The 13504-nt window shown below is 64.6% G+C and carries 6 protein-coding genes; 2 read left to right on the top strand and 4 right to left on the bottom strand.

Features of this window, described 5'->3' with window-relative positions; all coding sequences use genetic code 11:
• Nucleotides 1-343 precede the first annotated feature (343 nt).
• Nucleotides 344-583: a hypothetical protein gene (locus tag FDZ84_RS00140; protein ID WP_168584171.1), complete on the top strand. Its 240-nt coding sequence runs from the start codon at nt 344-346 to the stop codon at nt 581-583.
• A 16-nt stretch (nt 584-599) separates the two neighbouring features.
• Here the strand turns inward: FDZ84_RS00140 and FDZ84_RS39865 are convergent, their stop codons facing one another.
• Nucleotides 600-725: a hypothetical protein gene (locus FDZ84_RS39865; protein ID WP_256413634.1), complete on the bottom strand. Its 126-nt coding sequence runs from the start codon at nt 723-725 to the stop codon at nt 600-602.
• A gap of 280 nt (nt 726-1005) precedes the next feature.
• On the opposite strand from FDZ84_RS39865, the gene FDZ84_RS00145 reads away from it, so the two are divergent.
• Entirely contained in the window at nt 1006-1224 is a 219-nt protein-coding gene (locus tag FDZ84_RS00145) for a hypothetical protein (protein ID WP_210435372.1), read from the top strand.
• 217 nt (nt 1225-1441) lie between these two features.
• Here the strand turns inward: FDZ84_RS00145 and FDZ84_RS40430 are convergent, their stop codons facing one another.
• The 3 genes from FDZ84_RS40430 to FDZ84_RS00165 form a co-directional block, all read right to left on the bottom strand.
• Complete coding sequence (locus FDZ84_RS40430) at nt 1442-2110, bottom strand: hypothetical protein (protein WP_371812747.1); 669 nt, start codon at nt 2108-2110, stop codon at nt 1442-1444.
• Between the two features lie 721 nt (nt 2111-2831).
• A complete protein-coding gene (locus FDZ84_RS37555; protein ID WP_210435373.1) occupies nt 2832-7820 on the bottom strand; it encodes a hypothetical protein in 4989 nt (1662 codons plus the stop codon).
• A 2255-nt stretch (nt 7821-10075) separates the two neighbouring features.
• The gene (locus tag FDZ84_RS00165) at nt 10076-13012 is read right to left on the bottom strand and encodes a hypothetical protein (RefSeq protein ID WP_168584173.1); all 2937 of its coding nucleotides are present in this window, start codon (nt 13010-13012) and stop codon (nt 10076-10078) included.
• Nucleotides 13013-13504 lie beyond the last annotated feature (492 nt).

The raw sequence follows: 13504 nt of genomic DNA on the forward strand, positions 1-13504 counted from the left end.
GCTACTGCCACGTCCGGCAACATCGAGCAGATATTCTGGTTCGAATCTGCGAAGCGGATCCTTTCGGGTTCCGCCCCGCGACCAGGGGCACCCTTGGGCGGCATAGTCATCGGCATAGTCGCTCGAGGGTGCCCCTCACCTCTCACGGTTGCGCCGACGGCGCCGAGTTCCTCGGGCGGCACGGATCAGCGGGCCCGAACCACTCGCGCAGCACGCGGTATCTACGACGAAGCCCGGCGGTGGCAGATAGCCAGGGCGTGTGCAAGGTTGACCTGTCCGGTTTAGGTAGTTTCGGATAGGGAGATGGGTGGCAGATTGGCCAGGTGGGGGGCAGGTTGGCCAGGTGGTGGACCGTTTCGATACCGGCGGCTTTGCCGTTCGGGCGACGCCAGCGCCATATCCGGATGCCCTGCCGGGCCCCGAGCAGATCGGTTCGCAGGTTTCCGTCCAGAACAAGGACCTTTCAGGCTGCGGGCCCTGGCACGTCCGTGCCCGCCCACGATTTCCATTGAAATTGCGGAGGTTGTCCACAGGCATCGGCGTGTCGGGGAGCGACACGCCGACGGTCCGCAAGTTCCATTGAAATCGAAGGTTCGATTTCAATGGAACTTGCGGCTTCTCTCCGCCGAGGCGGACTCGATGAACGTCTTCGCACCGGCGGTCACCGCCAGCACCGCCAGGGCCGGCAGCAACGGCAGCAACGGCAGCAACGGCAGCAACGGCAACCCATACAGGATTCCCCGCCCACCGTCTCCAGAGCCCGCCAGAGACCGTCCACACGACCCCGCAAGGACTCGACTGTGACGGTGGGCCGGTCAAGCACAACCCGAATCAGGGAAGCCAAGAACACAAGAGCGCGGCTCCTGGATAGACCGTCACGGCTTGGACAACCCGATGATCTCCCACCGGAAACCGCGCCCTCGTCTCGCGTCCCACCTGGACAGAAACCCGCCGCAACCCTCAGATCAACCTAGCACACGCCCTGGGCAGATAGCCTTCCCGCAAATGGCCGAACAAGCCGCGAACGCCGACCGCGTCGATGAACTCGGCCTCGGGCGTCGCCTGGATGCTTCCACGCTAACCGCGCACCAACTGCGTACCACAGTGAACTATCTTGCGGCAGACGAGCAGGTGCGCGCCAATCTTGGCGCGATGCGCCAGATCGTCCGCGACTGCGGAGGTGCGATAGCCGGTGCCGACGCGCTGGAAGACCACCTCACCTGAAGACCCGACCCAAGCCCTGTCCGCATCGCGGACCGCCACCCCGTTCACCGGTTGATGACCGGATAGTCCTCCTCCACCCAGAGCGCGCCGGACTGGATCGTCGCTCGTAAGTGTTCGTTCCGGCTCTTACCGGAAAGCAGATGGTGTGGGTGGTGGTGATCGCTGCGTTCCGAGGTGGCCCGTGCGTGGTTTTCGGTGCTATAGCGCCCGAAACCACTCACGACACTCGCGCTGATGGTTGGGTGCCTCCGCGGCTTGGGTTTCCGGGTTTCGGGCCGGGCGGGAGAATACTGGCCCGCTGCCACCACAGCATGAGTCGCGGGAGCTGCACTATACCGTTGCCCGGGACGGAATGACCGTCATCAAAGCCCTCCTCGACCGCGAGACCGGCGCCAGGTCCGCCGCGCTGATGCAACCCCTGGCCGCTCCTCGTCCGGAGGTGTAGGGGAGAAGGACCCGCGCACGGGTGGGCGGCGTCGGCACGCTGCTCACGCCCGCTGCGCTTACCGTGTTCAATGACCAGCCCAGGCGTCGAGAGCACTCCCAAAACTCGACGCCCTGGGCGAGTAGGCTGTGGAAGGTGGCGTGTGCCCGTGTCGGTGACGGGAAGCGTATCCCGGAGCACGAACCTCGCGGGCACCATCCAGTCAGGCAGCGATACCTCTGCGGTCGCCCGCAGGTCCGACTCCGACAATCGACTGCCGACGACGGACACCACGAACGCCAGTAGATACCGCTGCCCTTGCTCGTCATGCGGGGCGAGCGCGGTGACCTGGCGGACCGACGGATTGCGTGCCAGGTTCGCTTCGACCTCCTCCGGCTCGACCCGGTTTCCGTCCGCGGACCTTGACCATTCGGTCGACACGCCCCACGAAGTCGAGCACACCGTTGTCCAACGTACGCAGATAGTCGCCGGTGCGGTACATCCGGCTACCCGGGGAGCCGCAGGGATCGGCTAGACGAGTAAGTCCAAATTCCTGCGGGCATGAGGCGAGGGCGTCCATGATCCGTTTGTGAAGACTGACCTGGACACCCTCGTGATCGCACTCTACGTCAAATCGACGATGACCTGGCCGGTTTAGCGCGGCTGCCAGGTCGGCCACCCAAGGGTGGCGATTTCGCGCGAAATCGCCGCCTCCTCTGCACGGGAAGCGTCGATAGCTCAGCCACTCCGAGTTGAGGAATCTCACCGTCCGGTGTTCGTCACGCCTGGCCGCGCCATGGCGGGAAGCGGCGGGGGCGTGTTCGCTGTTATGCGGATCGCGACGAGCGTTTCGGTAAGCGAAGAACAGCCGTGAGTGTTTTTGGGTGCTATGGCACCCAAAAACGCTCACGGCTGTTCGAGCAATGCGAAGGTGGCCATCGGCAGACGTGCCCACCAGCATCGGTTGCGGCGGCGGACAGCGGCGGCGGACAGCGGCGGCGGCCAGTCTGCGCTGGAAAGGTGGCGCGATCAGCGGACTCACCGTGCCGCTACGCGGCCGGCAACCAACAATCCGCCGGTTTATCCCGGCGCTCCGAAACCTCGGCCGACTCAGGCCCCCGCAACCCGCACCAGCGGACGAAGATGCCCCGCACCAGACGATTCCGCGCCCCCCGTCAGCTTCTCAGTCTTCCGCCATACGCTCGACTGCGTCGTCCTGCCCGCTCTCCTGCGGCGCGTCGCTCACCAACCCCTCCAACACCCGCTGCTCGGCCTCGATACGCCCCGCCAACTCCTCGATCTCCGCCCGCAGAGCCCCAATACGCTCCCGCAACCCCAACTCCACACCCTCACCGGCATTTCGCGCCGACAACGCCGCCAACTCCGCCTGCCGAGACTCGGCCTGCTGCAGCGACGCCGCCAACACCGCCTGCCGAGACTCAGCCTGCTGCAGGGACTCCCGCACCTCCGCAACCCGCAGCTGTCGCGCCAAGTGGCGCAGTTTCTCGATCCCCGACCGCTCGCCGTACGAATGCTCTGCCAGCGCGTCCATACGCCCAAGCCAGCGACGAATCTCCCAGCCCCCCACAGTCCCGGGCGACCGAGGCTCGTCCTGTCCGGTCTGACGATCGACCCTCGGCAGATCGGCCACCAGGCTCCGTAGATCATCAATCGTCCGGGCATAAGAGGCGGCACCCTCCGTGCCGTCGTCGAAGCCGGCATCGATCAAGACCCGGATTCGCCGCATCCACAGCGGAGCCTCGTCAAATCGGGACAGATCCGGATCTATCTCCCCGTACAAATCCGTCAGATTCAGCAGGGACTGCCAGGCATCGGCCGGCAGCTCGGCACCGTCCCCCAGCCCTACCTCCGCCGCAAGCTCGCCCCAGCCGCCCTCAAACCGCTCAGCGATCCTCTCCACGACCGGAGTCAGGACAACGGCGTTCAGGCGCGCCTGCGACTCCGCCGGCTCCCTGACCTCCACAGCCCGAGCGTCCGCGAAGTCGAACAGCCTTCCCATGGCCCACTGCGCCGTCTGTTCGTCACCCTCCTCGATCGCATTATCCTCGATCTCTTTCAGCCAGTTCTCCTTCCTCTCCCAGAGCCTGTCGGCCTTCCAAATCGCCTCCAACGCTCCCTTCCAATCGCCGTCGACCTGACCAAGAAACTCTTGCGCTCTCCCCGCCAACAACGCCAAGTGGTACACCTCCGAAAGGGAATGGTCACCGGCTTGGCCTTCGAAGCCCGCAAACACGTTGGTGAGGTACTCCAACGAAATGTTCGACGACACGGGATCAAGCTGGTTGGCCAGCCACGCCAGACCGTGGAACATTTCCATATCCGCCGTCTCGTCGTGCAACTTCTCTGCCAGCCGTACAACCGGGAACAGCCGCCCACCACCCACCAAATCCGCGCCGACCTCACCGGCAATCTTGTCGACACCACCAAGATCGTGCACCAGATCCATCCGCTTGAGCCAGCGACGAAACGTCTTGAACCCGATGGATGGCCGAGCGTCGTCCTGGCCGGTGGAAGGGTTGAACACCGGGAGCCACAGATCGGCCAGCAGGTTTTGGAGATCGTCAAACGTCCTGGCGTAGAAGTCGGCACCCTCCTTGCCGTCCTCGAAGCCGGCATCGATCAACACCCGGATCCGCCGCATCCACAGCGGAGCCTTGTCAAATCGGGACAGGTGCGGATCTATCTCCCAGTACAACTCCGCCAGATTCAGCAGGGACTGCTCGAAATCGGCCGGCAGACCAGTCCCGTCCCCCAGCCCTACCTCCGCCGCAAGCTTGCTCCAATCGCCCTCAAACCGCTCAGCAATCCTCTCCACGACCGGAGGCAGAACAACGGCGTTCAGGCTCGCCTGTGACTTCGCCGGCTCCCTGACCACCACAGACCGAGCTTCCTCGAGCCTAGCCATCAACCCGCGGGCCCACTCCGCCATCGGTACGTCGTCTTTGTCAACCGCGGTCCTTACGAGCGCGGCCAGCCTGTCCCTCACTTGCTGCCAAGGCTTGTCGGCGTTCCACATCGCCTCCAACGCGTTCTTCGGATCGCCGTCAACCTGACCAAGGTGCTCCCGCGCCCTACCCACCAACGACACCAGGTCACGCACATCAAGAACGTCGACGTGTTCACGGGGTAGGGCTTCGAAGCCCGCAATCATGTCGGTAAGGGACGACCACAACGACATGGTCGACGGCTCGACATCAAGCTGGTTGGCCGCCCACCACCCCAGACCGCGCAGCATCTCCAAACCCGGCTGCTCGCCATACAACTCCACTGCCAGCCGCATGACCGGCATCAGCCGCCTGCCGCCCACCAAATCCGCGCCGACCGCACCGACGAACTCGTGGTAACCCCCAACGTCATGCACTACGTCCATCTGCTCGAGCCAGAGACGGATCTCGACGAGGCCCACCTCGCCGGGGGGCTGGGGCTCCTGCTGTCCGGTCTCAGGGTTGAATACCGGCCCGTACGCAACGGCTACCAGGCTCCCGAGCTCACCCATCGTCCGCTTATAGAAGGCAGCACCCTCCTTGCCGTCCTCAAAACCGGCATCGATCAACACCCGGATCCGCCGCATCCACCGCGGAGCGTCCTCAAATCGGGACAGGTCCGGATCTATCTCCCAGTACAGTCCCGCCAGATTCAGCAGGGACTGCCGGGCATCGGCCGGCAGCTCGGTCCCGTCGCTAAGCCCTACCTCCGCCGCAAGCTTGCTCCAGTCGCCCTCAAACCGCGCAGCAGCAATCCTCTCCACGACCGGAGGCAGAACAACGGCGTTCAGGCTCGCCTGTGACTTCGCCGGCTCCTCGAGCACCACAGACCGAGCTTCCTCGAGCCTAGCCATCAACCCGCGGGCCCACTCCGCCATCGGTACGACGTCTTTGTCAACCGCGGTCCTTACGAGCGCGTTCAGCCTGTCCTTCGCTTGCTGCCAAGGCTTGTCGGCGTTCCACATCGCCTCCAACGCGTTCTTCGGATCGCCGTCGACCTGACCAAGGTGCTCCCGCGCCCTCCCCACCAACGACACCAGGTCGCGCACCTTCGGCTCGTCGATGTTTTCAATGGATAGGCCTTCGAAGCCCGCAACCATGTTGATAAGGGATGACCACAACGACATGGTCGACGGCTCGGCTTCAAGCTGGTTGGCCGCCCACCACCCCAGACCGCGCAGCATCTCCAATCCCGGCTGCTTGCCGTACAACTCCACTGCCAGCCGTATGACCCGGAACAGCCGCCTGCCGCCCACCAAATCCGCGCCGACCTCACCGACGAACTCGTCGTAACCCCCAACGTCATGCACTACGTCCATCCGCTCGAGCCAGGGACGAATCTCGTCGAGTCGCATATCCCCGGGCGACCGAAGCTCCCGCTGTCCGGTCTCAGAGTTGAACACCGGCCCGTACGCAACGGCCACCAGGCTCCGCAGCTCACCCATCGTCCGCTGATAGAAGGCAGCACCCACCTTGCCGTCCTCAAAACCGGCATCGATCAACAACCGGATCCGCCGCATCCACAGCGGAGCCTTGTCAAATCGGGACAGATCCGGATCTATCTCCCAGTACAACTCCGCCAGATTCAGCAGAGACTCCTTGGAATCGGCCGACAGCTCGGTCCCGTCGCCCAGCCCGACCTCCGCCGCAAGCTCGCTCCAGTCGCCCTCAAACCGCTCAGCAATCCTCTCCACGACCGAAGTCAGGACAACGGCGTTCAGACGCGCCTGCGACTCCGTCGGCTCCTCGAGCACCACAGACCGAGCTTCCTCGAGCCTAGCCATCAACCCCCGGGCCCACTCCACCGTCTGCTCGTCCCGCATGGTCCTCGCGAGCGCGTTCAGCCTGCCCCTCGCCCGCTGCCAAGGCTGATCGGCGTTCCACATCGCCTCCAACGCCTGCACCGGACTGACCCGCTGACCCCCATCAGCACCGGCACCGGCACCGGCACCGGCACCGGTTTGGACGGAACCGAGCCGACCAAGGACCTTTCGCGTCCTCCCCGCCAACCCCACCAACTCACGCACTTCCGAACCAGACACATTCATATCGGCTCGGCCGTCGAAACCCGCCATCATGCGGTCAAGGGACACCCGCGAAATATTCGACGACACGGGATCAAGCTGACCGGCCAACCACCTCAGGTCGTCTAACGCTTCCATGTCTGGTTTCGCGCCATACAACTGCCTCGCCAACCCTATGACCGGCAACCCGCCCCTGCCGCCCACCAGAGTGGTGAGCGGCAGGCGCGAGTTGTCACCTGCCGCATGGACCTCACCAAGATGGAGCACCACGTCCATCCGCATGATCCAGCGACGAACCTCGCTGTCCGGCAGACCCTCCGGCCGCTTTTTCTCGCGCTGACCCGTCACATGGTCGACCGACTCCTCCAGATCCGCCACCAGCTCCCACAGATCGTCAAGCGTCCGGTCATAGAAAGCAGCACCCTGCCTGCCGTCTTCGAAACCGACATCGATCAACACCCGGAGCAGTTTCATCCACGACACATCCACCGCGGCCGACTCGCGGCCATCGAAACCAACATCCCACGCCAACTCCGCCAGAGACCTCAAAGCCTCCCGGAAATCATCCCTGCCAACATCCAGCCCGACCTCCCGCGCCAGCCCCTCCCAACCATCCCCACCCTCCCCCGCGAACGGCTGAGCAAGCCCCGCCACCAACTCCTCACCAGAAAAAAGCAGCGGCACGTCCGCGCGGAGTCGTCGATCCACATCCGCCTGGAATCCCCGCATTAGATCCTCAAACGGATCCATCTCCTCCCTGAGTCCCTGCTCCAGGTGCGCCTGCGCCAGGTCCGCAGCCGCCTGCGCCTCCGGCGCGGCAGCGCGTTGGTCCGCCGGCGCGCGCAGGTGCACCCAGTCCGGACTCAGCCCGCGCTGGTCTTCCGGCAAGGGAAGGTCGTCATAGGGGCCCGCCGCCGGTTGCCCACCCGCGTCCGGCCGAGTGGACTCCCACCCGCCGTTGGGCAGCGACAACGGAAGCAGCCGACGATCATCACCCACGGACGCGTCGGTAACCATCGAAGCGAACCCGCCGGTATCCGGACCGAACCACACCATGTACCGCGTCCAGCGAACTTCAGACCCCGACGCCTCATCCAACGCCAGCGCATACGCCTCGGAGACCTCACACGCATACAGCCACACCACAGCATCCGGATCCCAGTTCGACGACTGCCGAATCACCCCAGCCAACCTGCGCGCATCCACCGACCGCCCATCCACCATCACCCCACCAAGTCCATCACCACGCGCCACCACCACAAACCGGTCGCTTCGATACGGGATCCGCTGCGCAGCGCCAAGAAGAAGACCATCATCGGAATCCCCGGACCGCACGAACATGCCAGCCGGAATCACCACCCCCTGCACCGGCGCACCCAGTCCTTCCACATCATCGCCCGAAACCCCAGCCGCCCCAGCCTCCCGCAAACCCGCACCAGCAGACGAAGACGCCCCCGCACCAGGCAATGCCTTGTCTCGCAACCAGCGCTCAGCCGCCTCCATCCCCGGCTGCTTCGCCTTGACCTTGTCCAAATCCTCCTGGGTCCAGTTCCCCTGCTCCGCAAACTGCCTCGCATAGGCGACCTTGGCACGCAAATCCGGACGGAAACTTGCGGGCAACGCCGCGAAATGCGCGTCCATACGCCGGGCCACCTCCGCTAATTTCTGAATCTCCTCCGGCACAGCCCCCCGCAAGCGAACCCGCCGGCCATCGGACGATTCCGCGCCCCCCGTCAGCTCATCAGCCGTTCTCTTCTTCCCAACTCGGACTGCGTCGCTGACCAACCCGTCCAACACCGCCTGCTCAGCCTCGATACGACCCGTCAACGCCTCGATCTCCGCCCGCCGAGTCCCAATACGCTCCCGCAACGAATCCCGCTCCGCCTGTTGAGACTCGACCTGCTCCGGCAACGAATCCAACTCCGCCGGCCCATCCTCGACCCGCTCCGGCAACGAATCCAACTCCGCCTGCCGAGACTCATCCAGCTCCAGGAGCGGCTCCAACAACCCCTTCCGAGCCATGTGCTGCTGCAGCGACTTCCGCACCTCCGTAACCCGCAGCTCCCGAGCCACGTCGTGCAGTTTCTCGATCCCCGGACGCGCGCCGTACAACTGCTCTGCCCGCGTTATGGCCGAGAACAGCCGCCTACCGCCCACCAAATCCGCGCCGACCGCACCGACAACCGCGCCGACACCACCAAGATCGTGCACCACGTCCATCCGGTCCAGCCAGCGATGAATCTCCACGTCCCCCACAGCCCCGGTCGACCCAAGACGCCGCTGCCGTCCGGTCTGAGGGTCGATCACCGGCAGATCGGCCACCAGCGCCCGAAGATCATCGACCGTCCTGGCGTAGCGGGCGGCACCCTCCCTGCCGTCATCCAAGCCGGCATCGATCAACAGCCGGAGCCGCCGCATCCCCAACAAAGCGTTGCCAACGAGGAGGATCGGTTCTGTCTCCCAGTGCAACGCCGCCAAATTCAGCAGGGACTCCCGGTACTCCCGGTCATCAGCCGGCAGATTAGATACGTCCCCAAGCCCTACCTCCGCCGCAACCGCCCTCCAGTCACCCCCAAACCCCTCAGCAATCCTCGTCACGAACGGAGTCAAGACAACGGCGTTCAGACGCGCCTGCGACTCCGCCGGCTCCCTAACCACCACAGACCGAGCTTCCTCGAACTCAACAAGCACTCCCAGGGCCCACTCCACCGCCTGCTCGTCCCGCCCGGTCTCCACGAGCGCGCCCAGCCTGTCCCCCATCCGGTGCCAAAGCTTGTCGGCGTTCCACATCGCCTCCAACGCCTGCACCGGATCGCCGTCGACTCGACCACCGTCCTCTCGCGCGATCCCCGCCAACTCCACCAAGCGATGCACTTCCGAAGGGGAGGCCTGCCCATCCTCTCGGCCTTCGAAATCCGCCGCCATGCGGGCGAGAGACGCCGACGAAATGTTCGACGACACAGGATCAAGCTGGCTGGCCAACCACGCCAGGCCACGCAGCGTCGCCATCTCCGGCCGCAGCGCGCCATACAACCGCTGTGCCAGCGCTATGACCGGGAAAAACCGCCTACCACCCACCAAATCCGCGCCGACCGCACCGACAACCGCGCCAACACCACCAACGTGGTGCACAAGATCCATCCGCCAGAGCCAGCTACGAATCTCCCAGCTCGTCACAGGCTCGGGCGACCGAAGAAGCTGCTGCCGTACGGCCTGAGGCTCGAACACCCGCAGATCGGCCACCAGGCTCCGAAGCTCATCGACCGTCCTGGCGTAAGAGGCAGCACCCACCCTGCCGTCATCCAAACCGGCATCGATCAACAACCGGAGCCGCCGCATCCCCGACAAAGCGTTGTCAAAGAGGATCGGTTCTGTCTCCCAGTACAACGCCGCCAAATTCAGCAGGGACTCCCGGTAATCAGCCGGCAGATTAGATACGTCCCAAGCCCTACCTCCGCCGCAACCGCCCCCCAGTCACCCCCAAACCCCTCAGCAATCCTCGTCACGAACGGAGTCAAGACAACGGCGTTCAGACGCGCCTGCGACTCCGCCGGCTCCCTAACCACCACAGACCGAGCTTCCTCGAACTCAATCAGCAACCCCCGGGCCCACTGCACCGTCTGTTCCTCACGCCTGGACTCCGGGTGTGCAAGCGCGGCCAGCTTGTACCCGATTCGCTGCCAAGGCTTGTCGGCGTTCCACATCGCCTTCAACGCCTGCACCGGATCGCCGTCGACCTGACCACCGTCCTCTCGCGCGATTCCCGCCAACTCCACCAAGCGATGCATTTCCGGAAGGGAGCCGTGCCAATCCTCTCGGCCTTCGAAATCCGCCGCCATGCGGGCAAGGGACGCCGGCGAAATGTTCGACGACACGGGATCAAGCCGGCTGGCCAACCACGCCAGGCCACGCAGCGTCGCCATCCCCGGCCGCCGTGCGTTATACAACTGCTGTGCCAGCGCTATAACCGGTAAAAACCGCCTACCACCCACCAAATCCGCGCCGACCGCACCCACAACCGCGCCAACACCACCAAGATCGTGCACAAGATCCATCCGCCAGAGCCAGCTACGAATCTCCTCGCCCGTCACAGGCCCGGGCGACCGAAGATGCTGCTGCCGTCCGGCCTGAAGCTCGAACACCCGCAGATCGGCCACCAGGCTCCGAAGCTCATCGACCGTTCTGGCGTAGCGGGCGGCACCCTCCCTGCCGTCACTCAAACCGGCATCGATCAACAACCGGAGCCGCCGCATCACCGGCACAGCGTTGTCAAAAAGGATCGGTTCTGTCTCCCAGTACAACGCCGCCAAATTCAGCAGGGACTCCCGGTAATCAGCCGGCAGATTAGTTACGTCCCCAAGCCCTACCTCCGCCGCAACCGCCCTCCAGTCACCCCCAAACCCCTCAGCAATCCTCGTCACGAACGGAGTCAAGACAACGGCGTTCAGACGCGCCTGCGACTCCGCCGGCTCCCTAACCACCACAGCCCGAGCGTCCTCGAACCCAGCCAGCAACCCCCGGGCCCACCGCACCGTCTGTTCGTCACGCCCGGGCCCCGGGATTGCAAGCGTGGCCAGCCTGCCCTCCACTCGCCGCCAACGCTTGTCGGCCTTCCACATCGCCTCCAACGCCTTCTCCGGACCGACCTGCTGATCGCCATCGGCATAGGCATCGGCATCGGCTTGAACGGAATCCAGCCGACCAAGGACCAGTCGCGCCCTCTCAGCCAACGACACCAAGTCACGCACTTCCGAAGGAAAGGCGCGGCCGCCTCGGCCTTCGAAGCGCGCAACCATTTTGGCAAGGTACAACCAAGAAATGTTCGACGACACGGGATCAAGCTGGCTGGCCAACCACGCCAGGCTGCGTAGCGTCGCCATGTCCGGATTTTGGCCGTATAACTGCTGTGCCAGCGTTATGACCGGGAAAAACCGCCTACCACCCACCAAATCCGCGCCGACCGCACCGACAACTGCGCCAACACCGCCAAGATCGTGCACCACGTCCATCCGGTCCAGCCAGAGATAAATCTCCACGTCCCCCACAGCCCTGGTCGACCTAAGACGCAGCTGCCGTCCGGTCTGAGGGTCGAACACCGGCAGTTCGGCCACCAGCGCCCGAAGATCATCGACCGTCCGGGCGTAGCGGGCGGCACCCTCCCTGCCGTCATCCAAACCGGCATCGATCAACAACCGGAGCCGCCGCATCACCGGCACAGCGTTGCGAAGGAGGATCGGTTGTGTGTCCCAGTGCAACGCCGCCAAATTCAGCAGGGACTCCCGGTAATCAGCCGGTAGATTAGTTACGTCCCCAAGCCCTACCTCCGCCGCAACCGCCCCCCAGTCACCCCCAAACCACTCAGCAATCCCCGTCACGAACGGAGTCAAGACAACGGCGTCCAGGAGCGCCTGCGACTCCGCCGGCTCCCTGACCACCACAGCCCGAGCATCCTCGAACCCAGCCAACCCCCGGGCCCACTGCACCGTCTGTTCGTCACGCGCGGGCCCCGGGATTGCAAACCCGGCCAGCCTGCCCTCCACTCGCCGCCAACGCTTGTCGGCCTTCCACATCGCCTCCAACGCCTTCTCCGCACGGACCTGCTGATCGCCATCGGCATCGGCATCGACTTGAACGGAATCCAGCCGACCAAGGACGTCCCGCGCCCTCCCCGCCAACTTCACCAAGTCACGCACTTCCGAATCAAAGGCGCCGCCGTCTCGACGTTCGAACCGCGCAACCATTTTGGCAAGGGACGACAACGAAATGTTCGACGACACGGGATCAAGCTGGCTGGCCAACCACGCCAGGCTGCGCAGCGTCGCCATGTCCGGATTCTCGTCGTACAACTCGTACGCCACACGCACAACCCGTAACAGTCGCCTGCCGCTCACCAAATCCGCGCCGATCTCACCGACGAGCTTGCGGTAACCACCAACGTAATGCACAAGTTCCATCGGCTCGATCCAGCGACGAATCTCGTCGTCGGACACATTCTCCGGCCGCGGTTTCTCGCGCTGACCCGTCACATGGTTGAACACCGGCTCCGCCAGATCCGCCACCAGCTCCCGCAGATCGCCAACCGTCCGGTCATAGAAAGCAGCACCCTGCCTGCCGTCTTCGAAACCGGCGTCGATCAACACCCGGAGCAGTTTCATCCGCGACACGTACACCGGTGCCGACTTACGCCCATCGAAACCAACATCCCACGCCAACTCCGCCAGAGACTTCAAAGCCTCCCGGAAATCATCCCTCCCAACATCCAGCCCGACCTCCCGCGCCAGCCCCTCCCAACCATCCCCACCCTCCCCCACGAACGGCCGAGCAAGCTCCGCCACCAACTCCTCACCAGGAAAAGCCGCCCCGCGCGGAGTCGACGCACATCCGCCCGGAATCTCCGCATTAGATTCTCAAACGGATCCATCTCCTCCCCGAGTCCCTGCTCCAGGTACGCCCGCGCCAGGTCCCCAAGCGCCTGCGCCTTCGGCGCGGCAGCGCGTTGGTCCGCCGGCGCGCGCAGGTGCACCCACTCGGGACTCAACCCGTGCTGCCTCTCCGGCAAGGGAAGGTCGTACGGGTCCACCTCTGGTTGCCCATCAGCGTCCGGCCGAGTCGGCTCCCACCTGCCGTTGGGCGGCAAAACCGGAAGCAACCGACCCCCATCACCCATGTACGCGCCGGAAACAATAGAAGCGAACCCACCAGTGCCCGGACCGAACCACACCATTTCCCGCGTCCAGCGGACCCGAACATCCAGCTCCGCGTCCACCTCCCGCGCAAATCTTTCAGAGACCCCACAGGCATACAGCCATACCGACCCCACAGCATCC

The organism is Saccharopolyspora sp. ASAGF58 (assembly GCF_012277335.1).
Taxonomy (GTDB): domain Bacteria; phylum Actinomycetota; class Actinomycetes; order Mycobacteriales; family Pseudonocardiaceae; genus Saccharopolyspora; species Saccharopolyspora hattusasensis.